Here is a 25,118-nt window from a genome sequence, read left to right as displayed (position 1 = left end):
GAAATAACTAAATCGGTCACATCACGCGGATAGCGGCCCTCGCCATGAAAGCGGCATCGTCCTCGATGCCGGTTGAGGGGCATCATGAAACATCATCTCCACATCGGCTCTGCACTTGGTCTGCTGTTCATGTCCGGCACGGCAGCCGCGCAAACGCGCGCACAAACCGACGAGCCGGCCACGCCGGCGCGGCCCGCAGCCGAAGGCGGCGACATCGTCGTGACGGGGGTACGCCGCGCGAACAACGTTGCGATCCGGGCCAAGCGCGATGCGACCAACATCGTCGATGCGATCGGCGCGACCGACGTGCGGGCGCTGCCCGACGCCACGATCGTCGAGGCGTTGCAGCGCATCCCCGGCGTGTCCGTGATCCCGGCGACCGACAACGAACATCCGCGCGACGAGGCGGCGACGCCGATCATCCGCGGGCTGGGGCCGAACTACAACAACGTGACGGTCGACGGCCTGCAACTCGCCTCTCCGGGCACGCCCAACGGCACGTTGGGGTCGATCACGCGCGGCGTCCGCCTAGATATCCTGCCGTCGTCGATGATAAGCCAGTTGCAGGTGGTGAAGACCTTCACCCCCGATCTCGATCCCAATGCGGTGGGCGGCGCGATCAACATCGTCACGCGCAGTGCGTTCGAAGGCGGTGGCAAACCCTTCTTCACCGGCGAGGCGTCGCTCGGCCATTCCAGCGACACCGGCCTGCCGGCGAAGCAACCCGATTTCGGCACCCGGATCAGCGGCACCGCCAGCACGACCTTCGGCGCGGATCGCCAGTTCGGCCTCGTCCTGTCCGGGAATTACCAGACGCTGCACAGCTACACCGATACCCATATGACGACCGACAGCGTCCACTATAATTTCTACAACGATGCCGGCATCCGCCAGTCCGGAACCAACCTCGGCAACGGGATCGCGGTGCCGCAGCAGGACAAATACTGGTACGTGCAGAGCAAGCGCGACCGCTACGGCCTGACGGGCAAGTTCGAGGCGCGGATATCGGACACGCTGACCAGCTATCTCTCGCTCGGCTATTATTATTTCAAGGATGCGATCGACCGCAACGAGCTGCTGATCGATCCGCGCACCACGACGACGGTGCAGCGCCAGACGCCGACCTCGGGCTTCTACCCTGTCGGCGATATCGAGGTCGGCTATGCCCATTCCGACGTCGTCACCCGCACCGCGCTAACGCAGGCCGGGATCGACTGGCGACCCGACGACCGGCAGCAACTATCGGCGCGGTTCGGTGCGTCGCGGGCGACCTATGACGAACAGTTCCAGATGATAAAGTACATCACCGGCACCAATCGTCCCGCGCCGGGAATTGCCGGGCCGTCGATCACCCCGACGCGCGATTATGCGATCACCTACGACACCGGCAACCTGGACCACAGTTTCAACGTGGACCCCGCCGCCTTCTACAATCTGCAGAATTACGGCCTGTACTATTACCGGCCGTTCAACCGTCGCCGGGCGGAGAACGAGGTTCTGACCGGGCGGATCGACTATGCCTGGAACCGCGGTCGCGATGCGGATGGCGTCGGCTTCGCGCTCGGTGGAAGCTACACCGACGACCGGCCGAGTTTCAATCTCGATCGCATCGACCTGTCGCCCAATACCAGCGGCGCGCGGACGCTGACACTCGCCACCGCGCTCGGGCCGACGGGCGCGCCGCTGCGCTATTCCAACGGGCTGTTCCTGCTGACGATCGACCCGGCGAAGGCGCTGGGCGACATCGGCACGCTGCCGGCCAGCGCGTTCAATTCGACCAACCAGTCCAATTACAACAACCAGGACGATTTCGAGCATGTCGAGAAGATCGTCGGCGCCTATGCGCTCGCCGGCTACCGCACCGACGCCTTCACCGCGGAAGCGGGGCTGAGGCTCGACCATACCGACCAGGATACGGTCGGACGGCTGCGGGCGGCGGGGACATTCCGGCCGTTCGCGACCAGCTCGAAATACACCTATGTCCTGCCGTCGGCGATCGCCACCTGGCACGCCACGCCGCAGATCGACCTGCGCTTCGGCGCGAGCCAGACGATCGGGCGTCCGGCCTATGACAGCTATGCCGCGCGCACCTCGATCGGGTTCCGCAACGCGCAGGATGAGGGCAATCCGAACGCCACCGACGTGACGGTCACGATCGGCAACCCGGACATCAGGCCGCGCCGTTCGACCAACATCGACGTCGCCTTCGATTACGAACTGTCGAGCCGCTACGGCGGCATCCTGTCGCTCGCTGCCTTCTACAAGAACATCCGGGATGAGATCTTCAACGTCGGATCGACCGGCTTCGCCTTCGATGGCGTCACCTATGCCAACGCGCTGGTCAGTCGGCCGGACAATGCGTCGAAGGCGGGGATCAGGGGGGTCGAGGCCAATGCGGTGGTCAACTCGCTCGGCTTCGTCGATCCGTTGCTGAAGGGTGTCGGGTTCAGTGCCAATGCCTCCTGGCTCGACGGCTTCATCGACGTGCCGTTCGGCACTGCGGGCGCGGTCCGCCGCACCGACCGGCTGGTCGGCCAGCCCGACTATATCGTCAACGCCTCGCTATTCTATTCGGACGGCGGGCTCGAACTGCGCGCCGCCTATGTGCGCAAGGGCCGCGCGCTGCGCTCGATCGTCACCAACACCCCGTGGCAGGACCTGTACTGGGCACCGCGCCAGCAGGTCGATCTCAGCGCGTCCTATACGCTGTCGAGCGGCGTCGCGGTGGTCGGGCAGGTCGCGAACGTCACGCACGAACGGCTGACCAGCCTGACCGGGCCGGGACGCAACCTGCTGAAGGACAGCTATTCGGTCCCGACCACCTTCTGGCTCGGCGTGCGCTTCACGCCCCGTTTCTGAATCGGATTTCCTTACCATGCGAACACTCGCCGCCCTGCTGGGCCTCGCCGCGGTCACCGCGCCAGCGCATGCCACCGATCCGGTCGACACGATGCGGCGCATCCGCGACCCGCAAGCCGGTCTGATCGTCATCGCCCATCGCGGTTGCCATCAACCGGCGCCGCACCACGGGCTGCCGTCCGCGCCGGAAAACTCTGCGCGCGCGCTCGATCACTGCGCGACGCTGGGGGTCGACGTGATGGAAACCGACGTCCGCAAGACCCGTGACGGGCATCTGGTCATTATGCACGACGCCACGGTCGATCGGACGACCGATGGCAAGGGCGCGGTGGCGCAACTGACGCTCGCCCAGCTGAAGGCGCTTCACCTGCGCGCGAACGAGGGCGGAGCGGAAGCCGCACCGACCGACCAGAGCGTGCTGACGCTGGCGGAGATGCTGGCGCTGGCGAAGGGGCGGATCGTCCTCAACCTCGACGTGAAGGACGCCATCTATGCCGAGGTGATCGACATGGCGGTGCGCCTCGGCGCGGCGGACCGGGTGATCGTCAAGGTATCGGCCGGCACCGGGTCTGCACCGCTCGCCGCGATGGCACCGTTCGACCGCGTTCCGTTCATGCCGATGATCGCCAGCGGCGACGGTACGGGCACCGACCTTCCCGCGGTGGTCGATCGCCAGGCATCGGGCGCGCGCCGGCCGATCGGTTACGAACTCCCGCGCACGCCCGCCGCCGCGGTGCCCGCCATCGTCGCGCGCGTCCGGGCGACGGGCGGGCGGCTGTGGGTCAATTCGCTGTGGGACGGCTTCATCGCCGGCGTCGGCGGCGACGTGGATGCGCTGCGCGATCCCGATGCGGTGTGGGGCCGGCTCTACCGGTCGGGCATCACGATGATCCAGACCGACGAGCCCGAAGCGCTGCTGCGCTATCACGCCGCAGGCAGTACCCGAAAATAGCTGCGCGGCAGATTTTCAGTTTATCCTCGAGCCTGCCATTGCGATTATCCAATAGTCTCATGATGACGACTTATAGATGTCGCCAATTTATCGATAATATAGCTACTTTCCGGCGTGCATTACATGGAAGCGCATGGTGCAGATGATCGCACCCCGGCGACATCCCCGCACCGGCATCCACCATCGCCGCAAGGAACTGCCGCCGCATCTGCGGGATGAGCCGGGCCGGCGTCAGGTGCGTCGCCCGCTCAGGACGCGCGATCCGGCGAAGGCCAGACGCTCTTCGTCCGTGCCCATGCCGAACTCGAGCAGGAGACGGCGGCGACCGAAGCCCGGATCGCCGCGCAGAACGTCGCGGATGAAATCTCGCCCGAGCGGGAAAGGTTCATCGTCGACGACTTCAGCTGCACCCGGCATTCGCAGGGTCTCTGGGCGCGCGGGCCCACGCTGGGCTTGTCTGGTGGCCGCAGGACACCGCCCGGCACGTCCTCAACACCGACTTTCCCCTCGCCGCCGCCCTTCCGATGGACGACAGCCCGGAAGCCCTACCCGGCAACTGTTGGCTCGATGTCGCCCGGATGTACCCGGCGGCGGAATGACTGAAAGCGGGCAGCTTGGTTCCAGTCGACATGTTCGAGGAACGGTCTCCGCCGATCAAGCCCATCCCAGCCGTCGACCCAATCGCTACGTCAACGCTGTCGTCAGAACGGCTCATCGCTGCCGAGTCGATCGAACCCGATGACGCCCGCCGGCCATGCGCAAGCTGCGGCGGGAGCATGTTATTCGTCCAAACCTTCGACCGGCCTCGCGCGCTGCCGAACAGCGTTGCTCCGACCGGGCCCGGCTCGACCTATCCCCCACGCGGTCACCCCGCTTCCGGCGTCCGTGCCGCTCGCACCGGCGACATCGCAAGCGCCGGGTTTCGGCGGATCTTATCCTACCAATCAGCCCTCATGTTCTTTGTGCATTGTTCGGCTGTGGCGGACGATGCTGTTCGCGATATGGCGGCGTGCGGCGAACCGGGCGCCTTCGCCATCACCCAGTTCGATGGCGTTCAGGATCGCATCATGCTCCTGCTGTATGGTGAGCGAATACGCGTCGAGCGCTGCGACCGACTGGTTACGCAACACCAGCGTCCGTGGCGGCACCAGTCGCACGCCGACGAATTCGATCAGCCGCTCGTAATAGCTGTTGCCGGTCGCTTCTGCGATTGCGAGGTGAAACGCCGCATCGGCCTCCGCCGCGGCGACCATATCTTCGCCGGCATCGACAATCGCCGCCAGACAGGCGCGCATCGCGGCGATATCGGCATCGCTGCGGCGTTGCGCCGCGAGACTCGCCATTTCGGTCTCGATCGCCAGCCGCATCTCGAGGAGCTTCACGACCTCGGTCAGTTCCAGCAGATCGTCGCGCGTGACCTGAAACGCCTCGTACCGGGCATCGGGCGCGACATAGACCCCGGACCCTTGGCGCGAGACCGTCAGCCCCTGCGCGGTCAGTCGGGCGACCGCTTCGCGCACGACCGTCCGGCTCACCTGCTCCTGCTCGGCAATCTCGCGCTGCGTCGGAAACCGGTCGCCCGGACCGATCGCGCCCGAGCGGATCTGGGCATGTAGCTTGCGGAACAGATCGTCCGCGAGAGAAACGCTCACCATGATACCGCCCTACCCCATCCATGCAAAGTTCGCAAGATTTGTAGTACCTATCTTGTGAGGCCGGAAAAGTTGTACTACGACTCGGTGCAACTACACAGGGGAGGAACCATGGAGTTCATTTCGACCGGGCGGCTGCGGCTGCTCGGCACCGCCGCCGCCATTCTGGTCGCCGCGCTGCCGGCGGCCGTACAGGCACAGGCCACCGCACAGGAACCAGCCACCTCGCCGACCGATCGTCCGCCCAGCCCGGTGACCGGCACCGATCCGGTCGCCGACGCTGCGATCGCTCAGGCAGAAGGCGCCCGTGGCGAGGGCGAGATCGTCGTCACCGGCATCCGCCAGAGCTACGCCAATGCGCTACAGGCCAAGCGCCGCGCGGTCGGCGTCACCGACGGCATCTCCTCGGACGGCATCGGTCGCTTTCCCGACCTGAACGTCGGCGAAGCATTGCAGCGCGTGCCCGGCGTCCAGATCAATCGCGAGGCGGAGAGCCGCGACGCGACGATCAACGTGCGCGGCCTGCCCGGCACCTATGCCCGCACCACCATCAACGGCAACAGCTTCGCCGATCCGGTGCTCGACGGGTCCAGCCCGCTCGGTGCGTTCGAATCCGACATCTTCAGCGCGTTCGTGGTCGTGAAATCGCCCGGCGCCGCCGAACTGCCTGGCGGCATCAGCGGCAATGTCGATCTGCAGATCCAGCGCGCCCTTGCCCGTGCCGACGGCGCATTGTCGGTCAAGGCGATGGCCGGCTACGAAGCGCTGACGCAGGCGGTGGTCCCGTCGTTCACCGGCAGCTATTCGAAGCATTTCCTGAACGACACGCTCGGCGTCTATGCGGTAGGCGCGTGGTCGAAACAGAATTTCCGGCGGGATTCGATCTCGTTCAACCAGTATACCCCGCTTTCGCGGACGACGACGCCGAACTACGCCGCGCGCTACGGCGCCACCGGCAACGTCCTGTTCCCCTCCGACGTGCGGCAGTTCGTCAAGACCAACAAGGGGGATCGCCTGTCGCTGGCCGGTGGCCTCGAATATGCGGCGACGCCCGAACTGACGCTGTCGCTCAACAGCATCTATACCCGGCGCGACTACAAGCAGGCCAATACCGACCTGAACGAATATGACATGCGCGACGGCAATACCGTCGTGAACCCGACCGGTGACGTGTTCACGCTGGCCGATGGCAATCGCTACATCAACGCCTATGACTTTTCGAACGCCCGCGTGTTCGGCTCCTACCGCTCCGAACCGTCGCAGGTCCGCGCCTTCGGCCTGTATGGTGATATCGGGTGGAAGAATGACGACTGGCGGCTGCTGACCACCTTCTCCTATTCCGATGCCAGCAATTCGGTGTTGCAGACCCAGTTCGATTTCCGCCGCCTGCCCCGGGCCGGTGGCAACGGCACCAGCGGCAGCATCGCATCGGGCGGGGCCGATATCGCCGACTATCGCGCGACCATAGCCCCCTCCCCCGCCATCGTGTTCACGCCGGGGCCGTTCGCGGTGCTCGATGCGAACCAGCTCCGCAATGCCACCGGCGACGTGCTGATCGTCGCGGGTAGCGAGGCCGTGGCGCGCAACGATCTTTATGCCGGGCAGAGCGACGTGGAACGCTTCTTCGGCACCGGCTTCCTGCGCAGCATCCAGGCCGGGGTCCGGGCCGAGCGCACCGGCTTCAGTTCGCAGCAATTCCGCTCGACCGTGTTCGGCGTGCAGAGCCAGAACCTGACCTCGGCGATCATCGTCCAGAGCCCGTTCGCCGACCGCTTCTTCGGCAACAAGGTCGATGGCTATAACAGCAACTGGCAGACGGTCGATTTCAACCTGCTCCGCAGCCAGTTGCAGCCGGTGACGCTGCAACCCGGCCAGACGCTGACCGGCAACGGCTTCGTGAACAACACCGCCGATGGCGGCGTCGGCCAGCTGAACTTCGACATCACCAACGATATCGCCTCCGCCTACGCCATGGGCAAGCTGGAGGGGGAGGTCGCCGGTATCAACGTGCGCGGCAATGTCGGACTGCGCTACGAACATACCCGGTCGAGCATCCTGTCGACGCAATATCTGCGCGGCGTGCCGTCGTCGCGGCGTGACGACAATGATTATGGCGAATGGCTGCCCTCGGCGCTGGTCGCCGCCGACCTGACCGACCGGCTGATCCTGCGCGGCGCCTATTACCGCTCCTTCGTCCGGCCACAGCCGCGGCAGGTATCGCCGGCCACGGTGATTTCGGGCAGCGGCACGTTGTTCAACGTGACGCTCGGCAATACCGATCTCGAACCCTTCACCGCGGATTCGTTCGACGTCTCGCTCGAATTCTACAACCGGCCCGGCGGCAATATCTCGCTCGCCGCCTTCACCAAGCGGATCGACGGGCTGATCGCGCCGGAGACCGACCGGACGCGGCTCTGCCCGAGTGATGGCGGCGGCTTCGGCCTCGGCCCGCTGCAACTGGTCGGCGACACCTGCCAGTCGACGACGTTGGTGTCGGCCGGACAGCCGGTACAGGTGGTGGTGAACGGCAACATCAACTCCGCCAATCCGATCACGGTGCGCGGCGTCGAATTCTCGATCCAGCAGAATCTCGACTTCCTGCCCGCGCCGTGGAACGGTCTGGGCGGCGGCATCAACTATGCCTATACCGAGGTCTCGGGCCGCACCGCGTCGGGCAGCGCCGCGATCCTGCCGGGCGTGTCGAAGCATACCGGCAACCTGATCGGCTATTACGAAACGCCGCTGTTCGGGCTGCGCCTGACCTATAACTACCGCAGCAAATACGACCTCGCGGCGGGCGGCACCTTTGCCGGCGCGGCGCGGCAGGTGCGCGAACGCGGCCAGCTCGATGCATCGGCCTCGCTCAACCTCAACGCGCGGCTGTCGCTGACCGTCGATGCGTTCAACATCACCAATGCCGAGCGCATCGAATACGAGAATGATCCGCTGAAACCGCGCCGTGCCGATTTCGATGGCCGCACCTTCCAGTTCGGCGTGCGCGCACTGTTCTGATATCCCCCAGCCTGACGGCGGCCGGCGTTCGCGCCGCGCCGCCGCCCCCTTGCCCGGAGTCCGTGATGCTGCTTGCCGCCCTGCTCTTCGCCGCGCCGGTCGCAGCGCAACCGACGCCGCCGAAACTCGAAGCGATCGACCGCGTCTGGTCGGGGCATTACAGCCGGTTCGCGCTGGTCACGACGCAGCGGCAGATGGTCATCGCCTATTACGATGCCAACCGGCAGCTGACCGTCGCCACCCGCGCGCGCGACAACGGCGCCAGCTGGGTCTATCACCGGCTCGACAGCTGGACCGGGTGGGACAGCCACAATTATGTCGCCGCCGCCGTCGATCGCATGGGCCAGATCCATGTCGTCGCCAACCTGCACAACGACCCGCTGGTCTATTACCGCACGACGCGGCCGGGCGATCCGCGCACCCTAGCCCGTATTCCAACGATGGTCGATGCGTCGCGCGAACGGCGCATGACCTATCCGGTCTTCCTGACCGATGCCGCAGGCGGCCTGGCCTTCAAGTATCGCGACGGGGGCAGCGGCAACGGCAACGAGATCTACAACCGCTACGACGCCGCGACCGGCCGCTGGAGCGCCTTGCTTGCCACCCCGCTCGCCGATGGCGAGGGACGGCGCAACGCCTATTTCGTCGGCCCGACCCTCGGTCCCGACGGGCGCTTCCACCTCGCCTGGGTATGGCGCGAGACGCCCGATGCCGCGACCAACCACGACCTGTCCTATGCCGTCAGCCGCGACCTGATCTACTGGACCCGCGCCGACGGCACGCCGCTCGCGCTACCGATCACGCTGAAGGCCGCCGAGGTCGTCGATCCCGTTCCCGAACGCGCCGGCATGATCAACAACAACACCGTGATCGGCTTCGACCGCCAGCGCCGCCCGATCATCACCTATCACAAATTCGTCGCCGACGGATCCACCCAGATCTTCCTCGCCCGCTTCGAAGGCAAGGGCTGGCGGATCGCACAGGCCAGCGACTGGCGCGGTTTCCGCTGGGATTTCGGCGGCGGCGGCTCGCTCGACAGTCGCCTGTTCGTCGAGGGCGCGGTCCCCGACGCGCCCGGCCGCATGCGCATCCGCGTCCGCCGCGACAACGCACCGATCGACCTGATCGTCGACGAAGCGACCCTCGGGCGGGTCGCCGAACGCCCCGGCACGACGCTGGCCGATCGCCTGGCGCCCATGATCGCAACCCCGCCCGGCATGACGCTCAACACCGTCGAGGCCGATGGCGCGGCGATCGCGTGGCCGACCCGTCCCCCGCACCGCGACCTGCCGACTAGCGACATTCCCGAACCGACGACGCTGCGGCTGGTCCTGCCCTGACGGCGCGTCGCCCCTATCGCAGCGTCGCCACGTCGGCGACGTCCATATCCTCGTAATCCAGATTCTCGCCCGCCATCGCCCAGACGAAGCCATAGGCGCGCGTGCCCACCCCCATATGCACCGACCATGGCGGTGACAGCACGACCTGTTCGTTGCCGACGACGATATGCCGCATCGCGTCGGGCCGGCCCATATAGTGCATCACTCGCTCGCCCGGCCCCAGCCCGAAATACAGGTACACCTCGCTGCGCCGGTCGTGAACGTGCGGCGGCATGGTGTTCCACACGCTGCCCGGATCGAGGATGGTGATGCCCAGACACAGCGCCGCACTGGCGCAGCGGTGCGGCAGGATCAGTTGATGGATCGTCCGCGCATTGCCGGTCGCGGCATCGCCCCGTCGCATCGGCGGCGCGTCGGCGGCGCTGACCTTGCGCAACGCAAAGGCCCGGTGCGCCGGCACGCTCAGCAGGAAGAAGCGCGCGCCCTCCCCCGAAAACGTCACCTCGCGACTGCCCATCGGCACGTACAGCGCCTCACAGGCATCGAGTATCGTCGCCACGCCGTCGACGGTCACCGTTCCCCGTCCGCCGACCTGCACCACCCCCAGCTCGCGCCGGTCGAGCAGCGGCAGCCCGGCGGCGCTCGCCGGCTCGGTCTGGTCGGGCAGGCGCAGCGACCCCGCACCCGGCACCGCCGCGCCGATCACGAACCGCTCGCCATGCGAATAGACCAGCACCAGTTCGCCGTCGCGGAACAGGTCGTCGATCCGGTGCTGTCCGGCCAGATCGGCGTTGCTCGCCCCCGCCATCATCGCCGGGTGCGTGGGGTGATAGGTCCGTTCGAACATGCTCAACGCTTGCCGTTCAGCCGGGCGACCTCGGTCGCCGCCAGCAACAGCGCACCGACCCCGTAATATTGCGTATCGCCCGCCGCGACCTGTTCGGGCCGGTCGCTGACCTGCTGCACATACCCCAGCTTGCCATCGGGCTGCACGGCGCGTTCCAGCGCCGCCCAGCCCCGCCGCACGACCGGTTCATAGGCCGCCCGGTCGATCAGCCCGGCATTGATCCCCCAGGCAAGGCCATAGGTGAAGAAGCCGGTGCCGCTGGTTTCGGGCGGCGAACCCTCCGGCGCCAGCAGCGACGGTGCCCAATAGCCATCGGGCTTCTGCAACGCCGCGATCCGCTTCGCCATCGCGCGGTACAGCGCGGTCATCCGCACCGCGTCGGCGCTCCCCTTGGGCAGCAGCGGCAGCGACCGGGCGATGCCGGCAAAGACCCAGCCATTGCCGCGCGACCAGAACAGCTTGCGCCCCTTGTCGTCGCGCCGTTCGAAGAAGCGGCTGTCGCGAAAGAACAGCTTCTCCTGTTCGTCGTACAGGAAATCGGTCGTTGCCCACCATTCGGACATCGCATGGGTGCGATAGCGCGCATCCCCGGTCTGCCGCGCCAGTTCGAGCATCGCGGGCGGCGCCATGAACAGCGCGTCGCACCAGCACCACCGCGACAGGCAGGCGGTATCGCCATAACCCGATGGCGGGACGTAGAAGGACAGGTGGACGCGCGGCTGCTGCGCCAGCACCTTGTCGAACGTCGCCCTGGTCGGGGCGATCGCCGCCGCGCCCGCACCGTGCTTCGCCGCCCATAGATAGCTTTGGGTGATGACATGATCGTCGGCGAAGAACGGCCGGTGCCCCGGTTGCCATTCGTTGCGCCGGCCCATCGCCTGCACCGCCTGCCCGATCGCGGGCGGTGCCCCGGCATCGGCCAGCGCGGTCATGCCGACCCAGAACACCGCCTGTTCCCAGCTGCGCGGGCGCGCGGTCTCGTCGGTTACCCGCGACACCTGCGACAGGTCGCCCATCCGCGCCAGTTGCCACCCCGCGACCTTTTCGGCCAGCACCAGCGGCTGCTGCGCCGGGGCGGTGGCCGATGCCGGCGCCTGCGCCGGCACCGCGGCCGGCAGCCCCGCGAGGACCAGCGCCAACAACGATACGCTCTTCATCTCACTTCTCCACAATGGGGATATGCACCGGGGTCAGACGCGGGCTGAGCAGATGGATGGCGAGCAACGCCAGCAGATAGGCGCTGCCCGCTACGGCAAAGATCGGAGCATAGCTACCGGTCGCCTCCAGCACATGGCCGACGAACTGCGCGATGAGCATGCCCCCGATCGCGCCCGCCGTGCCGCCGATGCCGACCACCGACGCGACGGCGGCGCGCGGGAACAGGTCGGACGGCAGCGTCAGCAGGTTGGCCGAGAACGCCTGATGCCCGGCGGTGGCCAGGCCGATCAGCAACACCGCGCCCCACAGATGGTCGACATATTGCACGGTCACGATCGGCAGCACCGCCAGTGCGCAGACCAGCATGGTCAGCTTGCGCGCCACGTTCGCGCTGCGGCCGCGTGCCATCAACCGCGACGACATCCATCCGCCGGCAACGCTGCCCAGATCGGACAGGACATAGATCGCGACCAGCGGCGGGCCGTAGCCCTTCAGGTCGAGGCCATAGCGCTTGCCGAGGAAATCGGGCAGCCAGAACAGGAACATCCACCAGATCGGATCGGTCATGAACTTGGCGATTCCATAGGCCCAGGTCTCGCGCCGCGCGAACAGCCGCCGCCACGGCAGATGCCCGGCCGGCGCGATCGGATCGCTCTCGATCAGCGCCAGCTCGGCCGCGCCGACCCGGACGTGCTCGCGCGGCCGGCGATAGATCGCGACCCACGCCACCAGCCACACGATGCTGAACGCGCCCGTCGCGATGAACGCCATCCGCCAGCCATAGGTCAGCGCGATCGCCGGCACGAGCAGCGGCGTCACGATCGCACCGACATTCGCCCCGGCATTGAACAGGCCGACCGCGAACGCCCGCTCCTTCTGCGGAAACCATTCGGCGACGACCTTCAGCCCCGCCGGGAAATTGCCGGACTCGCCCAGCCCCAGTGCGAAGCGCACCGCCGCGAACTGCACGACGCTGTTGACCATGCCGTGCGCCATATGGGCCAGCGTCCAGAAACCGAACGCCAGTGCATAGCCGATACGCGGTCCGACCAGATCGATGAACCGGCCGATGCCGAGGAAGCCGATGGCATAGGCCGCCTGGAACCAGAACACGATGTCGGCATATTGCCGCTCGCTCCAGCCCAGGTCGGCTTGCAGCAGCGGCTTGAGCACGCCGATCATCTGCCGGTCGATATAGTTGATGGCCGTCGCGGCGAACAGCAGGGCGCAGATCGTCCAGCGATACGATCCGGCTCTGGTCGCCATCGTGCTGCTCGTTCCGGTCACGGCACCCTCCCCACCGGATCGTTCCGGTCGCCATAATTGGTAGGATAACTATTTCCGCACTGTCAACCGCTCCCCGAAAGAATGGAAACGCGGCGGACGCTGCGACCGCGCGCGCCGCCCTATCGGGTTCGTCCTGTCGTCCTGCTCCGCCCCGGCTGATCGACCATTCCTGCACGCCAAAGTCATCACATTCCGACCACCGCTGACATCGAACAGCATGGAGGCAGCACGCGACCAGTTGTCCTATCAATTCTTTCGCGCTACGCTTGGCCCTCAACCCGCAGGGACCCACCCGAATGCGCCGATCGATCGCCCTGCTCGCTCTCCTGACCGCAGCCGCCGCCGCGCCGGGGCAGGATGCACCGCTCCCGCCGGTCGTCGGCCCCCTGCCCGAACCACCCGCCGCCGACCGGACGCCGGGCGCGCGCGTGATCCTCGCCGATTATCGCCATGACGACCTGTTGTGGGAAAACGACCGGACGGCGCACCGCATCTACGGCCATGCGCTCGAAGCGGTCGAGCCGCCGTCCGGCTCGGGCATCGACGCCTGGGGAAAGAATGTCGCACGGCCGTTCATGGACCGGCAACTGCGCACCGGCGACCAGCACGCCTTTCATGGCGAGGGTATCGATTTCTACCATGTCGGCAGCAGTCGCGGCATGGGCGGCCTAGGCATCTGGTTCGACAACAAGCTGTGGACTTCGCGCAATTTCGTCGCCCATCGCATCCTCCGGACCGGAGGGCGGGTCGCATCGTTCGAAGTGGACTATGCGCCATGGCCGGTCGATGTCGGTCGGCGGGTCTGGGAAACGCGGCGCTTCAGCCTGCCGATGGGCACCCATTTCACGCGCATGGAATCGACCATCCGCTCGGACCGGGCGGGTCCGCTGACGATCGGCATCGGCCTGTCGAAGCGCGCGGGCGGCGACAATCCGACGGTGACGATCGACCGCGCCCGCGGCCTGATCGCGCTCTGGGGACCCGAAAACGCCGACCACGGCACGCTGGGGCTCGCCCTTCGCGTCGATCCCGCCGCGATCGTCGATATCCGTCAGGATGCGGACAATTACCTGATCCTGCTGAACGCCGTCCCCGCCCGCCCCTTCGTCTATTACGCCGGATCGGCGTGGAGCCGCGGCGTCGGCGGGTTCCGGTCGGCGGCGGCATGGACAGACCATGCGCGACGCGCCCCGCTCGACTTCCAGCCCGCAACCCGAACAGGCCAGACCCGATGACCCCCAATCCGCTGACCGGCGTCCTCTATCACTGGCTCGGCGGCTTCGCCTCCGCCAGCTTCTACGTCCCCTATCGCGGGGTGAAGCGCTGGTCGTGGGAGATCTACTGGCTGACCGGCGGCATTTTCTCCTGGCTCCTGGCACCCTGGTTCTTCGCCTCGATCCAGACCAACGACCTGCTGGGCGTCCTCTCCGCGACACCTTCGCCGACGTTGCTCTGGCCGATCTTCTTCGGGATCCTCTGGGGTTTCGGCGGCCTGGGCTATGGGCTGGTCATGCGCTATCTCGGCCTGTCGCTGGGCATGGCGGTCGTGCTGGGGCTGTGTACCGTGTTCGGCACGCTGATCCCGCCGCTGTTTGCCGGGGATTTCTCTGCCAAGCTGCTCGACACGGTGTCGGGCAACATCATCCTGCTCGGCCTCGCCCTGACGCTCGCCGGGATCGTCGTCGTCGCCATGGCCGGCGCGAAGAAGGATCAGGCGCTGTCCCCCGAACAGAAGGCGGCGGCGGTTGCCGAATTCGATTTCCGCAAGGGGCTCGCCGTCGCGATCTTCGCCGGGATCATGTCGGCCTGCTTCGCCTTCGGCCTCGCGGCGGGCGAACCGATCAAGGCGCTGTCGGCGGCGGCAGGGACCGGGCCGCTGTGGACCGGGCTGCCGGTGCTGTGCCTCGTCATGTTCGGCGGGCTGCTGACCAACGCGGTGTGGTGTACGATCCTGATCGTCCGCAACCGCAGCGGCAGCGAATGGTTCGGTCGCGGCAAGGCGGCAGGCGCGCCGATGGCCCGCAACTTCGCCCTGTGCGCGCTGGCGGGGACGGCGTGGTATTTCCAGTTCTTCTTCTACACCATGGGCGAGAGCCAGATGGGCAAGTTCGGCTTTTCCAGCTGGACGCTGCACATGGCGTCGATCATCATCTTCGGCACGCTCTGGGGCTTCGCGCTGAAGGAGTGGAAGGACGCCGCGCCCGCCACCCGCGTCATGGTCTGGGCCGGGGTCGCGCTGCTGATCCTCGCCACGATCGTCATCGGTTACGGCAATATGGTTGGGTGACCAGGGCCGATCGACATTCAGAAGATGGCGTGCCGAAAACGGTGGTTTTGCGTGACCCGGAGCGCAGCGTACTACCGGTACGTGAGCACCGGAAGCGCGCAGAACCGCCGTTTGCAGGCCGTCAGGGCTGAATGTCGATCGGCTCTAGGTTCGCCACCTGTCGCATCAGGCGCGGTAACGCAGCGCTTCCAGCATCAACGTGAAGGCGGGGGATGGTTGTCGCCGGCTGGGGTAATAGAGGTAATAGCCGTCGAACGGTTCGCACCAGTCCTCCAGAACCCTGACAAGGGATCCGGCGGCAAAGTGGCGATCGACATGCCCCTCGATCGTGAACGCGATACCGCGTCCGGCCAACGCCGCGGCGACGACCATGTCGGCGTCGTTGAACACGAGCTGCCCCTTCGTCCTGACCTTCAGTTCCTTGCCGTCGCGCTCGAACTCCCAGGCATATAGACCACCCGACGTCGCCATCCGCAGGCTGATGCAATTGTGCTCCGCCAGATCATAGGGGGTCTGCGGCGTTCCGTGCTGGTCCAGATAGCCCGGTGCGGCGAACGCGGCCATGCGCAGCCGGGGGCTGATGGGCACCGCGATCATGTCCTGATCCAGTCGCTCGCCCAGCCGAACGCCGGCGTCGAACCGGTCGCTGACGATATCGACGAGGCCGTTGTCGATACTGATCTCGACATTGATGTCGGGGTTTTCGGCGGTCAGCCGGTCGGTGACCGGCCACAGCACGGCTCGCGCGGCATGGGCGCTGGAGGTGATCCTGACGGTGCCGGCCGGACGCTCCCGCAGCTCGGTCAGCGATGCCAGCCGGTCGCCGATGTCCTCCAGGGCGGGGCGCAAGGTCTCGATCAGACGTTCGCCGGCTTCGGTCGGAGCGACGCTCCTCGTCGTCCGGGTCAGCAATCGCAGACCCAGCTTCGCTTCGAGACGGCGCATCGTGTGACTGAGCGCCGACTGCGAAATGCCGAGTTTCGCCGCCGCTTTGGTAAAGCTGCGCTCCTCCGCAACGGCCAGGAACAGGGCCAGATTGCCCAGCTCTTCACGCTGCATGTCGGGGCACCGGGGGTTTCATGACATGATGTCATAGACCCAAGCGATTTACCCTGTCTAATCCTTAGAACCGCTTCGGGTTACATTGCGATCATCGTGGCCCGAGGCGTGACCGGCGGGCCGGACGAGGATTTTGACGATGCAGACGCGCGTATCGGGCCGCGGCGATCATGGGGTATCCGCCCTTCGGCTTCGTTGCATGGGAGCCAGCCATGGCGATGGTCCAGCTACGGATCGCGCGGAGGCGGTGTGGCTCGACCAACGCCGAGCGCCGTTCGTCATTCGCGGGCCGATGCCCCGGCACCGGCCTCGCCTCTTCAACTACATGCGGGAGCAGTTTTGGATGAACACCCGATCGACCCACGGAATGACGCGGCTTGGCCTGCTGGGTGCCGTCGCCTTGTCGATGTTGCCCTTGCAGCCGCTACTCGCGCAACAGACGCCGGCACCGCCCACCGAGACGATCAGGACCGCCGCGACGCATACCCCGACCGAGCAGCAGATCATCGACCTGTCGAAGACCAAATGGGTCTGGATGGCGGACAGGAAGGTCGACCCGCTGGCGGCGCTGTTCGACGACCGTGCCATGTTCACCCACATGGGCGGAACGTGGGGCAAGGCGGTGGAACTGGCCACCATCCAGAGCGGCGGTATCTGGTACAAGAAGGCCTCGATCCATGCGGTGGACGTGCGCGTGTTCGGCGACGATCGTGCTGGAAGACCTCGATCTGGAAGCCGTGGTAGGCGGTCGCACCGTCACCAATCCCTTCATGGTCACGGAAATCTACAACCGGCAGGCCGGCAAATGGCGCCTGACCCAGCTCACCTTCTCGCGCCTCGTCCGTCCGGTGAAGGCAAGCGCCGGCAGCAATTGATTTGAATCGGAGGTCAGGATGGGAGACGAAACGATGAAGGTCGCATCCGCAACTGCCGCCGTGCTGGCGATGGCCGTGCCGGTCGAGGCGCAGGAGCGTCCGTCGGTCGCGCCGAAGAACATGCAGGCGATCGCGCCGGCACTTGCCGGCTATACCGACCGGGTGCTGTTCGGCGACGTGTGGGTGCGTCCCGAGCTGGCCCCGCGCGACCGCAGCATCGTCACCCTGTCGGTGCTGATCGCCACGGGCAAGACCGCGCAGATGACGAGCCATCTCGGTCGCGGCCTCGATAACGGCCTCAAGCCGTCCGAGGTCGCGGGCATGGTGACGCAACTCGCCTTCTATACCGGGTGGCCGAACGCCGTGTCGGCCCTGAACGAGGTCGAGAAGGTGTTTGCCGCACGCCATGTCGATCTGAAGTCGCTTGGCACGCTGCCTCCGGCCACCGCGCCGCTCCCCGGCTCCGATCCCGCGCGTGCCGCGACCGTCGACCGGACGCTCGCCCCGGTCGCACCCAAGCTCGCGCAGCTTACCAACGACGTCGTGTTCGCCGACTTGTGGCGGCGCACCGACCTGTCGCCGCGCGACCGCAGCCTCGTCACCATCGCCGCGCTCGCCGCAGGCGGTGATGGCGACCAGCTCGCCTTCCACGTCCGATATGGCCTCGAAAATGGGCTGACGCAGCCGCAGATCGTTGAGGCCCTGACCCATCTCGCGTTCTACGCAGGGTGGCCGAAGGCGAACGCCGCCATCGGCGTCGCGGGCAAGGTGTTCGCCAACAAGGAGATTGCCGTCATGTCACAGGTTCAGGTCATCCGTCCCGGTCAGGAGCCGAAATCCGGCCCCGCCGAGTATTTCACCGGCAGCGTATCGGTCGCGTCGCCTTTCAAAGCCACCGGCGATGCCCGCCTTGGCGGTGCGACGGTGACGTTCCAGCCGGGCGCGCATACGAACTGGCACACGCATCCGCTGGGCCAATTGCTGATCGTCACCGACGGGCGGGGATGGGTCCAGGTCGACGGCGAGGCCGCGAAGCCGATCGCGACCGGCGACACCGTGTTCATATCGCCGGGCGTCAGGCACTGGCACGGCGCGGCGTGCGATAGCGCGTTGACCCATGTGGCGGTGTCGGAAGCGCAGGACGGTACGTCCGTGACGTGGCTCGAACCGGTCGCCGACGACGTTTACGACAAGTTGTGACGGGAGAGACGGCGATGATGACCGAGCTGGAAATGTCGAGGCGCGGTGTCCTCGCCGGCAGCGCCGCAGCGGCTGCGCTGGCGGCGGCACCGCACGTAGAAGCACAGCCCGCAAAATCGGCTGCGCCCGCGACCATGCCGGTATCGCTCACCGTCAACGGCACGCGTCGTGACCTCAATCTCGACACGCGCACGACGCTGCTCGATGCGCTGCGCGAGCATCTGCAACTCACCGGCACGAAGAAGGGCTGCGATCACGGGCAATGCGGCGCCTGCACCGTCATCGTGAACGGCGAGCGGATCAATTCCTGCCTGAGCCTCGCCGTCCAGCATCAAGGAGACGAGGTAAAGACGATCGAGGGGCTGGGCACGCCCGACAAGCTCCACCCGATGCAGGCCGCGTTCGTCCGGCATGATGGCTATCAGTGCGGCTATTGCACGCCGGGCCAGATTTGTTCGGCCGTCGCGGTGCTGGACGAGATAAGGCGCGGCGTGCCGAGCCATGTGCAGGCCGATCTTTCCGCGCGACCGCAGCCGACCAACATCGAAATGCGCGAACGGATGAGCGGCAATATCTGCCGGTGCGGCGCCTATTCCAACATCGCCGAGGCGATGGCCGACGTTGCGGGAGCAAGCGCATGAAGCCCTTCACCTATGAGCGCGCGAAGACGCCCGCGGAAGCCGCTGCCGCTGTGGCCCGTCAGCCCGGAGCAAGGTTCCTCGCCGGGGGCACCAACCTGCTCGACCTGATGAAGCTGGAAATCGAGACGCCCCGGCATCTGGTCGACGTACAGGACCTGAAGCTCGACCGGATCGAGCCGACGACGGATGGCGGATTGCGGATCGGCGCGCTGGTCACGAACACCGCGCTCGCCGCCGACACCCGCGTCCGCCGCGATTACGGCGTGCTGACCCGCGCGATCGTGGCCGGTGCCTCCGGCCAGCTTCGCAACAAGGCGACCACGGCGGGCAACCTGCTGCAGCGGACCCGTTGTCCCTATTTCTACGATCCCAACATGCCCTGCAACAAGCGCAAGCCGGGGTCGGGCTGCGCCGCGATCGGCGGCTATTCGCGTCAGCTCGCGGTGATCGGTTCGAGCGACCAGTGCATTGCCACCTATCCCGGCGACATGGCCGTCGCGATGCGCGTGCTGGATGCGACCGTGGAAACGGTCAAGGCGGATGGCACGACCCGCGCTATCCCGATCGCCGATTTCCATCGCCTGCCCGGCGACATGCCCCACCTCGACAACAATCTGGAGGCGGGCGAACTGATTACGGCGGTGACGCTGCCCCGGCCGCTGGGCGGTACGCACCACTATGAGAAGGTTCGCGACCGGGCATCCTATGCCTTCGCGCTCGTCTCGGTCGCGGCCGTGATCCAGAAGGACGGGAGCGGACGCGTGGCGTTCGGCGGGGTCGCGCACAAACCGTGGCGGGTCGAGGCGGCCGACGCAGCGATGGTCCAAGGGGCCGCTGCCGTGACGGCCAGGGCGTTCGCGAACGCCCGCCCGACCGACGACAATGCGTTCAAGATACCGCTCGCGACGCGGGCGCTTGCAGCCACCATCGCGGAGGGCAAGTCAGCATGAAGTTCGACACGCCAGCAGGCACCAACCCGATCGACCGGGAAACGGTTGTCGGCAAGCCGCACCCGCGCATCGAGGGACCGCTGAAGACGACCGGGCGCGCGGTCTATTCCTATGAGAACCATGCGGCCGCGCCGAACGCCGCCTACGGCTATGTCGTCGGCGCGGGCATCGCCAAGGGCCGCATAGCGTCGATGGACGTGCGCGAGGCCAGGGCCGCGCCGGGTGTCCTCGCGATCGTGACGGCCGATAATGCCGGCCCGATCAAGACGGGAGGGTTCTACGTCGCCAGGCCGCTCACCGGGCCGGAGGTCGAGCATTACCATCAGGCGATCGCGCTGGTCGTCGCGGAAACCTTCGAGCAGGCGCGCCATGCCGCCTCGCTGATCCGCGTCGATTATGCGCGCGAACAGGGCGCGTTCGACCTTGCCGCCGCACGCGCAGGAGCGAAGCCGCATCAGCGCCAGCCCGATATTCGCATCGGCGACTTCGACACGGCGTTTGCATCGGCTCCGGTGAAGGTCGATGAAACCTACACCACGCCCGACCACAGCCACATGATGCTGGAGCCGCACGCCACGATCGCGCGCTGGGATGGCGACCACCTGACGATATGGTCGGCACAGCAGATCGTCGGCTGGGCGCGGCGCGATCTGGGCAACAAGCTGGGCATCCCGCAGGACAGGATTCGCGTCGTCGCGACCTATATCGGCGGCGGGTTCGGCGGAAAGGGCAGCGTCTGTTCGGACGCGATCCTCGCCGCGCTCGGCGCGCGCGCGGTCGGCCGGGCGGTGAAGGTGGCGTTGCCGCGCCCGCTGATGCCGAACAATACGTCGCATCGCCCGGCCACGATCCAGCGGGTCCGTCTGGCGGCGGGGCGCGACGGCAGGCTGGTCGCGGTCGGCCACGAAACCCTGTCGGGCAATCTGCCCGGCGGCGGTCCGGAGATCGCGGCTGCGCAGACGCAGTTGCTCTATGCCGGGGCCAACCGTCTCAACCTGACCCGGCTCGCGACGCTCGACCTGCCCGAAGGCAATGCGATGCGCGCGCCGGGCGAGGCGTCGGGCCTGATGGCGCTCGAAGTGGCGATGGACGAGCTGGCCGACAAGCTGGGGATGGACCCGGTGGAGCTGCGCGTCCTCAACGATACGCAGGTCGTCCCCGGCGACGAAGGCCAGACGCCGCGCCCCTTCTCGATCCGGCAGCTCGTCCCCTGCCTGCGCACCGGCGCCGAACGCTTCGGGTGGAAGGAACGAAACCCCAAGCCCGGCAGTCGCCGCGAAGGCCGCTGGCTGATCGGCATGGGCATGGCCGCCGCGATCCGCGGCGCGCCGATCATCCCGGCCGGCGGGCGTGTCACGCTCGACGGCAAGGGGCTCGTGACCGTCGAGAGCAACATGACCGACATGGGAACGGGCAGCTACACCATCATCGGCCAGACGGTCGCCGAGATGATGGGCGTGCCCCTCGACCGCGTCGTGGTGAAGCTCGCGGATTCGGATTTCCCCGAAGCCTTCGGGGGTGGCGGACAGGGTGGCGCCGCATCGGCCACCGCCGGTGCTTATGCCGCGTGCGTCAAACTGCGCGAGGCGGTGGCGACGAAGCTCGGGTTCAACTCCGCCGACGCCGAGTTCGTCGACGGCGAGGTGCGCTCGGGCAACCGACGGGCCCCGCTCGCCCGGGCCGCGAAGGACGGCGCGATCACCGCCGAAGACAAGATGGAATATGGCGACCTGTCGCAGCGCTTCTCGCAACAGACCTTCGGCGCGCATTTCTGCGAAGTCGCGGTCGATGCCTATACCGGCGAAATCCGCATCCGCCGGATGCTCGCCGTCTGCGCGGCCGGACGCATCCTCAACCCCGTCACCGCGCGCAGCCAAGTGATCGGCGGCATGGTCGGCGGCGCAGGCGCGGCGTTGATGGAAGAACTGGCCGTCGACAATCGCTTCGGCTTCTTCGTCAATCACGACCTCGCCGGATACGAAGTGCCGGTCCATGCCGACATCCCGCATCAGGAGGTCATTTTCCTCGACGAAACCGATCCCACCATGTCGCCGGTGAAGGCGAAGGGCGTGGGCGAACTGGGCATTTCCGGCGTCGCCCCTGCCATCGCCAACGCGGTCTACAACGCGACCGGGGTCCGGGTCCGGGAATATCCGATCACCCTCGACAAGCATCTGGCGAAGCTGCCGGAGATCGTGTGATGCAGGGTGCGCAGCGGTTCTCGCGCCGTACCATGCGGTCGATTTCGCACGCGCCAAACGCCGGTCAGGCTGCCGTCCCGGATAGCCTTGCGCCCCCGGCCGGGGCCAACCATGCGCTGCGCTACGCCGCCGCTATGCGCTTTCCCGGAATCGATCTCGAAAGCCTATGGAGGGATGCGTAGCTGGTCGGGGCGGACGCCGGACGTCCGATCATGCGAGGACTTGCGACGCCCATGTCGTACCAACCCGACCCGGAACCCGACGAACGCGGGACCGCCATCTTCGTAGGACAGGACCGTGCCGGCCACTGGCTGGTGCAGGACAGCCACGGCATGCTCGAGGGCCGCTTCGTGTCGCGCGGCGCGGCGATGCAGTTCGCGGCGGCCGAATGCCGGGTGTATCGCGCGGTCCTGCGCTGCGCCGCCGAACCGTTGGTGCCGCGCGTGTCGTTCGAACCGCTGGGGGCCGAGCGATGAATGCGCTGCCGCAGCCGCGCCCTGCCGGGCATCCGGTCGTGCCGCGGCCCGCCGTTCCGGTCCGCCGCGCCCCGCGCGCCGACCCGCGCTGGGCGCGGATCGCGGCGACGCTCGACGGGCTGCGGCTGCGGCACCGGCGTTCGGTGCGGATCGTCGATGCCGATTGCGGCTGCGGCACGCTGCTGATCGAGGCGGCGCGCTATGCCCGCGCGATCGGCTTCACCGCGATCGAGGTGCGCGGCATCGACGGTGCCCCGGCGATGATCGGCCGGGCACGGGCCGCCGCGCTGCGCCACGCCGATCCGGCAATCGGCTATCGCTTCGACTGCGTCGACATGGCAGCGGCGCTGGGCGAGGAAACGGCGTTTCCGGCGGATATCGTGCTGTGCCGCGCGCCGCACGACGCCGCGCTGCTGGCGGCGGCGGGTAAGGCAGTCATCGACGACGCCGCCCCGGGGTGCCGCCGGTGACCCGGCGCGACTGGTCATGGCGGGCAGGCGGCATGCTGCTGACCGGCGGGGCGTCCGCGCTGTGCGTGAAGCTCGACGGATCGGCGCTGGCCGTCATGCTGCTGCCCCCCGCCCTGCTCGGCTTGCCGTTGATGGTCCATGGTCGGCGGGTGGGTCAGGCGATACGGGCGCAGTGGCGCGGCCATGCCGACACGGCGATGGCGATCCACGCCGCGCGGCTGCGGGCGGTGCGGGCGCGCTTCAGTCGGTGAACACCACCGTCTTGGCGCCGTTCAGCAGCACGCGGTCGGCAAGGTGATGGCGCACCGCCCGCGCCAGCACGCGCCGTTCGATATCGCGCCCCTTGCGCACCAGCGTCTCGGGACTGTCGGCATGCGACACATGCTCGACATCCTGCGCGATGATCGGCCCCTCGTCGAGGTCGGCGGTGACGTAATGGGCGGTGGCGCCGATCATCTTGACCCCGCGGGCATGGGCCTGGTGATAGGGCTTGGCACCCTTGAACCCGGGCAGGAAGCTGTGGTGGATATTGATGCACCGTCCCGACAGGAACGCCGCCAGATCGTCCGACAAGATCTGCATGTATCGCGCCAGCACGACCAGTTCGGCGCCGCTGTCATCGACCACCGCCTTGATCGCCGCTTCCTGTGCCGCACGGGTCGCGGGGGTGACCGGCAGGTGGTGGAACGGCACCCCGCCCAGGTCGATCCCGTCGAACCCCGCACGCGGATGGTTGGACACGATGCCGACGACCTCCATCGCCAGCTCCCCGATCCGCCAGCGATAGAGCAGGTCGGCAAGGCAGTGGTCGAACTTCGACACCAGCAGCAGCACCCGGCGCGCACGATCGGCCGGGCGGATCGACCACGTCATGCCATCGCGCTGCGCCAGTCCGGCAAAGCGCCCGTCCAGGTCGCCCGCCGCCGCATTGGGCAGGGTGAACACGACCCGCATGAAGAAGCGCCCGGTCTCGGCATCGTCGAACTGCGCCGCCTCGCGGATGTTGCCGCCATGATCGAACAACAGCCCGGTCACCCGCGCGACGATCCCCGGCTGGTCGGGACAGGACAGGGTCAGGACATGGAGACGGTCGGACATGGCGCGGCCTTGGCTGGAGACGGGCGGATGAACCATGGCCGGCACCGATCCGCAAGGCCGGACGGCGCCGAAGCCCGCCCCGCGGCGAAGAAACGCCGGGTGTTAAATGACATCAGGAAGAACCGTTTGTGCTGAGTAGGGACTGAGCTTGTCGAAGGCCCGTATCGAAGCATCACCACAGTCCTTCGATACGCCGCTTCGACAAGCTCAGCGACTACTCAGGACGAACGGCTCCGTTCGAGGCCATCAGGCTATAGAGTTTGATCCATCCGTATGGAAACGTCACCCCAGCGAAGGCTGGGGTCTCCATCGGCTCCTGCTGCGCGCTACCACCGGGAGATCCCGGCCTTCGCCGGGATGGCGCCCGGTTCAATATGCGTGGATCAAACACCTAGCGACCGAACGCTCCCCGGCATCGACACGGCGACCATGGTTCCGCAATGCCCCGCCGACCCGTTGAACGGCACGGCGTCCGGCCGAACGCAGCGGCGAACGACATCGACCCGATGAACGCCGGTGACGACCCGACGCGCGCTGCTGGCGAAACATGCCGATGGCGCGGTACGCCGCCGGGGCGCATCCGGCGCGGAACGGCGATGATCCATGGCGACTCCGGGCGCGATTGACAGCCCGTGAAAACGACCGCAAGGGCACGTTACAACATAACAGGGATCGATCGTGTTCAAATTTGCCCGTGCCGCGGCCTTGCTGGCGCCGCTGCCCTTCTGCGCCGCACCCGCCCTCGCCCAGACAC

The 25,118-nt window shown here is 67.1% G+C and carries 21 protein-coding genes; 14 read left to right on the top strand and 7 right to left on the bottom strand.

Going from position 1 to position 25,118, the window contains the following annotated elements:
- Positions 1-84: 84 nt before the first annotated feature.
- Entirely contained in the window at positions 85-2,859 is a 2,775-nt protein-coding gene (locus QLH51_RS14740) for a TonB-dependent receptor (RefSeq protein ID WP_125660683.1), read from the top strand.
- Between the two features lie 16 nt (positions 2,860-2,875).
- Entirely contained in the window at positions 2,876-3,811 is a 936-nt protein-coding gene (locus QLH51_RS14735; protein WP_125660680.1) for a glycerophosphodiester phosphodiesterase family protein, read from the top strand.
- Between the two features lie 231 nt (positions 3,812-4,042).
- Here QLH51_RS14735 and QLH51_RS14730 read toward each other — a convergent pair whose 3' ends face one another.
- Together QLH51_RS14730 and QLH51_RS14725 are read right to left on the bottom strand one after the other, a co-directional pair.
- Entirely contained in the window at positions 4,043-4,228 is a 186-nt protein-coding gene (locus tag QLH51_RS14730) for a hypothetical protein (protein ID WP_125660676.1), read from the bottom strand.
- Between the two features lie 527 nt (positions 4,229-4,755).
- Positions 4,756-5,466 carry a FadR/GntR family transcriptional regulator gene (locus QLH51_RS14725; protein WP_125660672.1) on the bottom strand — a complete coding sequence of 237 codons (711 nt, stop codon included), beginning with the start codon at positions 5,464-5,466 and terminating at the stop codon, positions 4,756-4,758.
- 108 nt (positions 5,467-5,574) lie between these two features.
- Here QLH51_RS14725 and QLH51_RS14720 point away from each other — a divergent pair, with 108 nt between their 5' ends.
- Positions 5,575-8,475: a TonB-dependent receptor gene (locus tag QLH51_RS14720; protein WP_125660669.1), complete on the top strand. Its 2,901-nt coding sequence runs from the start codon at positions 5,575-5,577 to the stop codon at positions 8,473-8,475.
- 65 nt (positions 8,476-8,540) lie between these two features.
- A complete protein-coding gene (locus QLH51_RS14715) occupies positions 8,541-9,815 on the top strand; it encodes a BNR repeat-containing protein (RefSeq protein WP_125660666.1) in 1,275 nt (424 codons plus the stop codon).
- Between the two features lie 13 nt (positions 9,816-9,828).
- Here the strand turns inward: QLH51_RS14715 and kduI are convergent, their stop codons facing one another.
- Genes kduI through QLH51_RS14700 form a run of 3 tightly spaced genes read right to left on the bottom strand, consistent with a single transcriptional unit; the run spans position 9,829 to position 13,086 of the window.
- A complete protein-coding gene (kduI, locus tag QLH51_RS14710) occupies positions 9,829-10,662 on the bottom strand; it encodes a 5-dehydro-4-deoxy-D-glucuronate isomerase (RefSeq protein WP_125660664.1) in 834 nt (277 codons plus the stop codon).
- 2 nt (positions 10,663-10,664) lie between these two features.
- On the bottom strand, positions 10,665-11,819 hold the full coding sequence (locus QLH51_RS14705; RefSeq protein ID WP_125660661.1) for a glycoside hydrolase family 88/105 protein: 1,155 nt from the start codon (positions 11,817-11,819) through the stop codon (positions 10,665-10,667).
- A 1-nt stretch (position 11,820) separates the two neighbouring features.
- Entirely contained in the window at positions 11,821-13,086 is a 1,266-nt protein-coding gene (locus QLH51_RS14700) for an MFS transporter (protein ID WP_125660658.1), read from the bottom strand.
- Between the two features lie 317 nt (positions 13,087-13,403).
- On the opposite strand from QLH51_RS14700, the gene QLH51_RS14695 reads away from it, so the two are divergent.
- Both QLH51_RS14695 and rhaT read left to right on the top strand, forming a co-directional pair.
- Positions 13,404-14,342: a DUF4861 family protein gene (locus tag QLH51_RS14695; RefSeq protein ID WP_125660655.1), complete on the top strand. Its 939-nt coding sequence runs from the start codon at positions 13,404-13,406 to the stop codon at positions 14,340-14,342.
- A complete protein-coding gene (gene rhaT / locus QLH51_RS14690) occupies positions 14,339-15,394 on the top strand; it encodes an L-rhamnose/proton symporter RhaT (RefSeq protein ID WP_125660652.1) in 1,056 nt (351 codons plus the stop codon). The genes QLH51_RS14695 and rhaT overlap by 4 nt, the downstream gene beginning before the upstream one ends.
- A gap of 165 nt (positions 15,395-15,559) precedes the next feature.
- Here the strand turns inward: rhaT and QLH51_RS14685 are convergent, their stop codons facing one another.
- Positions 15,560-16,453, bottom strand: coding sequence for a LysR family transcriptional regulator (locus QLH51_RS14685; RefSeq protein WP_125660649.1), 894 nt, complete (start codon positions 16,451-16,453; stop codon positions 15,560-15,562).
- 367 nt (positions 16,454-16,820) lie between these two features.
- On the opposite strand from QLH51_RS14685, the gene QLH51_RS14680 reads away from it, so the two are divergent.
- From QLH51_RS14680 to QLH51_RS14645, 8 genes are all read left to right on the top strand, one after another.
- Positions 16,821-17,333 carry a nuclear transport factor 2 family protein gene (locus QLH51_RS14680; RefSeq protein WP_206429197.1) on the top strand — a complete coding sequence of 171 codons (513 nt, stop codon included), beginning with the start codon at positions 16,821-16,823 and terminating at the stop codon, positions 17,331-17,333.
- A gap of 28 nt (positions 17,334-17,361) precedes the next feature.
- Positions 17,362-18,528, top strand: a complete 1,167-nt coding sequence (locus tag QLH51_RS14675) for a (R)-mandelonitrile lyase (protein WP_125660646.1) — start codon at positions 17,362-17,364, stop codon at positions 18,526-18,528.
- A 14-nt stretch (positions 18,529-18,542) separates the two neighbouring features.
- Positions 18,543-19,169, top strand: coding sequence for an aldehyde dehydrogenase iron-sulfur subunit PaoA (gene paoA / locus QLH51_RS14670; RefSeq protein WP_241217962.1), 627 nt, complete (start codon positions 18,543-18,545; stop codon positions 19,167-19,169).
- Positions 19,166-20,119, top strand: a complete 954-nt coding sequence (locus QLH51_RS14665) for an FAD binding domain-containing protein (protein WP_125660643.1) — start codon at positions 19,166-19,168, stop codon at positions 20,117-20,119. Before paoA ends, QLH51_RS14665 begins: the two co-directional genes overlap by 4 nt.
- The gene (gene paoC, locus QLH51_RS14660; protein ID WP_125660640.1) at positions 20,116-22,320 is read left to right on the top strand and encodes an aldehyde oxidoreductase molybdenum-binding subunit PaoC; all 2,205 of its coding nucleotides are present in this window, start codon (positions 20,116-20,118) and stop codon (positions 22,318-22,320) included. The genes QLH51_RS14665 and paoC overlap by 4 nt, the downstream gene beginning before the upstream one ends.
- Positions 22,321-22,553: 233 nt before the next feature.
- Positions 22,554-22,796 carry a hypothetical protein gene (locus tag QLH51_RS14655; protein ID WP_125660637.1) on the top strand — a complete coding sequence of 81 codons (243 nt, stop codon included), beginning with the start codon at positions 22,554-22,556 and terminating at the stop codon, positions 22,794-22,796.
- Entirely contained in the window at positions 22,793-23,266 is a 474-nt protein-coding gene (locus tag QLH51_RS14650; protein WP_206429196.1) for a hypothetical protein, read from the top strand. The genes QLH51_RS14655 and QLH51_RS14650 overlap by 4 nt, the downstream gene beginning before the upstream one ends.
- Positions 23,263-23,517: a hypothetical protein gene (locus tag QLH51_RS14645; RefSeq protein ID WP_125660634.1), complete on the top strand. Its 255-nt coding sequence runs from the start codon at positions 23,263-23,265 to the stop codon at positions 23,515-23,517. The genes QLH51_RS14650 and QLH51_RS14645 overlap by 4 nt, the downstream gene beginning before the upstream one ends.
- Here the strand turns inward: QLH51_RS14645 and purU are convergent.
- On the bottom strand, positions 23,507-24,364 hold the full coding sequence (purU, locus tag QLH51_RS14640) for a formyltetrahydrofolate deformylase (RefSeq protein WP_125660631.1): 858 nt from the start codon (positions 24,362-24,364) through the stop codon (positions 23,507-23,509). The two genes, QLH51_RS14645 and purU, sit on opposite strands and share 11 nt — an antisense overlap.
- Between the last annotated feature and the right edge of the window lie 754 nt (positions 24,365-25,118).

The organism is Sphingomonas sp. 2R-10 (assembly GCF_030062225.1).
GTDB lineage: Bacteria > Pseudomonadota > Alphaproteobacteria > Sphingomonadales > Sphingomonadaceae > Sphingomonas.
This window is presented reverse-complemented; position numbering and strand designations above follow the sequence as displayed.

Excerpts from the sequence above, each read along its gene's own strand:
- QLH51_RS14655 (WP_125660637.1), top strand. The coding sequence starts at position 22,554 with ATGTCGTACCAACCCGACCCGGAACCCGACGAACGCGGGACCGCCATC.
- QLH51_RS14675 (WP_125660646.1), top strand. The coding sequence starts at position 17,362 with ATGAAGGTCGCATCCGCAACTGCCGCCGTGCTGGCGATGGCCGTGCCG.
- QLH51_RS14715 (WP_125660666.1), top strand. The coding sequence starts at position 8,541 with ATGCTGCTTGCCGCCCTGCTCTTCGCCGCGCCGGTCGCAGCGCAACCG.
- paoA (WP_241217962.1), top strand. The coding sequence starts at position 18,543 with ATGATGACCGAGCTGGAAATGTCGAGGCGCGGTGTCCTCGCCGGCAGC.
- paoC (WP_125660640.1), top strand. The coding sequence starts at position 20,116 with ATGAAGTTCGACACGCCAGCAGGCACCAACCCGATCGACCGGGAAACG.
- QLH51_RS14695 (WP_125660655.1), top strand. The coding sequence starts at position 13,404 with ATGCGCCGATCGATCGCCCTGCTCGCTCTCCTGACCGCAGCCGCCGCC.
- QLH51_RS14705 (WP_125660661.1), bottom strand. The coding sequence starts at position 11,819 with ATGAAGAGCGTATCGTTGTTGGCGCTGGTCCTCGCGGGGCTGCCGGCC.
- QLH51_RS14685 (WP_125660649.1), bottom strand. The coding sequence starts at position 16,453 with ATGCAGCGTGAAGAGCTGGGCAATCTGGCCCTGTTCCTGGCCGTTGCG.
- QLH51_RS14700 (WP_125660658.1), bottom strand. The coding sequence starts at position 13,086 with ATGGCGACCAGAGCCGGATCGTATCGCTGGACGATCTGCGCCCTGCTG.
- purU (WP_125660631.1), bottom strand. The coding sequence starts at position 24,364 with ATGTCCGACCGTCTCCATGTCCTGACCCTGTCCTGTCCCGACCAGCCG.
- QLH51_RS14650 (WP_206429196.1), top strand. The coding sequence starts at position 22,793 with ATGAATGCGCTGCCGCAGCCGCGCCCTGCCGGGCATCCGGTCGTGCCG.
- QLH51_RS14735 (WP_125660680.1), top strand. The coding sequence starts at position 2,876 with ATGCGAACACTCGCCGCCCTGCTGGGCCTCGCCGCGGTCACCGCGCCA.
- QLH51_RS14725 (WP_125660672.1), bottom strand. The coding sequence starts at position 5,466 with ATGGTGAGCGTTTCTCTCGCGGACGATCTGTTCCGCAAGCTACATGCC.
- QLH51_RS14740 (WP_125660683.1), top strand. The coding sequence starts at position 85 with ATGAAACATCATCTCCACATCGGCTCTGCACTTGGTCTGCTGTTCATG.
- QLH51_RS14665 (WP_125660643.1), top strand. The coding sequence starts at position 19,166 with ATGAAGCCCTTCACCTATGAGCGCGCGAAGACGCCCGCGGAAGCCGCT.
- QLH51_RS14720 (WP_125660669.1), top strand. The coding sequence starts at position 5,575 with ATGGAGTTCATTTCGACCGGGCGGCTGCGGCTGCTCGGCACCGCCGCC.
- kduI (WP_125660664.1), bottom strand. The coding sequence starts at position 10,662 with ATGTTCGAACGGACCTATCACCCCACGCACCCGGCGATGATGGCGGGG.
- rhaT (WP_125660652.1), top strand. The coding sequence starts at position 14,339 with ATGACCCCCAATCCGCTGACCGGCGTCCTCTATCACTGGCTCGGCGGC.
- QLH51_RS14730 (WP_125660676.1), bottom strand. The coding sequence starts at position 4,228 with ATGCCGGGTGCAGCTGAAGTCGTCGACGATGAACCTTTCCCGCTCGGG.
- QLH51_RS14680 (WP_206429197.1), top strand. The coding sequence starts at position 16,821 with ATGACGCGGCTTGGCCTGCTGGGTGCCGTCGCCTTGTCGATGTTGCCC.